At 42.2% G+C, this 587-nt stretch carries 1 protein-coding gene and 1 pseudogene; both read right to left on the bottom strand.

The features are described from left to right. Positions 1 to 357: undecaprenyl-diphosphate phosphatase (locus tag ACTHS3_RS16580; protein ID WP_440368583.1), on the bottom strand; the 357-nt coding region annotated here is incomplete at its 3' end. A 44-nt stretch (positions 358 to 401) separates the two neighbouring features. After that, positions 402 to 587 (bottom strand): annotated as a pseudogene (locus tag ACTHS3_RS16575) (thiol:disulfide interchange protein DsbA/DsbL); the annotation flags it as partial.

Below are 587 nucleotides of genomic sequence, written 5' to 3'. Positions count from 1 at the left end.
TACCAGCATGGTAGCAACGGTAATCGGGTTGAAAAGATGCAATTTAATTTGTTTACTGAATAAGAGGCCAACAATCGCAGCAGGGATGAACGCGATAAATAAATTCAGCACAAAGCGATTGGCTGTTCGCTCTTTGCCTAGTCCTTTTATGATATGGGTAAATCGTTGGCGATATTCGAATACGACGGCTAATACGGCACCGAGCTGGATGGCGATTTCGAATACTTTTCCGTTGCTTTGGAAATTCATCAAGTCGCCGAATACAATCAAGTGACCGGTACTTGAAATAGGGAGGAACTCGGTTAAACCTTCGATGATACCGAGAATAAGTGCTTTAAATAAAATCAGAATGTCCATAAGTTTTCAGACGGCCTTGAGGCCGTCTTTCTTTTGTTGAATAGTTAAAGTGGTTTTGAGGATTGTTCGTGGCGGACTTTAATGATGAGTTCGTCTATGGTTTTCATACCGGCTTTCCAGTCACTACCGTTGAAATTGACTTTGTATTTACCACCGACAATGACAGTTGGTGTGTTTTCAATTCGATAAGTTTCCGTCAATTGCTGCATTTTTGCAGCAGCCGACGCGGC

This window comes from Neisseria sp. P0009.S007, assembly GCF_051962515.1.
Note: the sequence above shows the minus strand (reverse complement) of the source record. Positions and strands in the feature narration are given on the sequence as shown.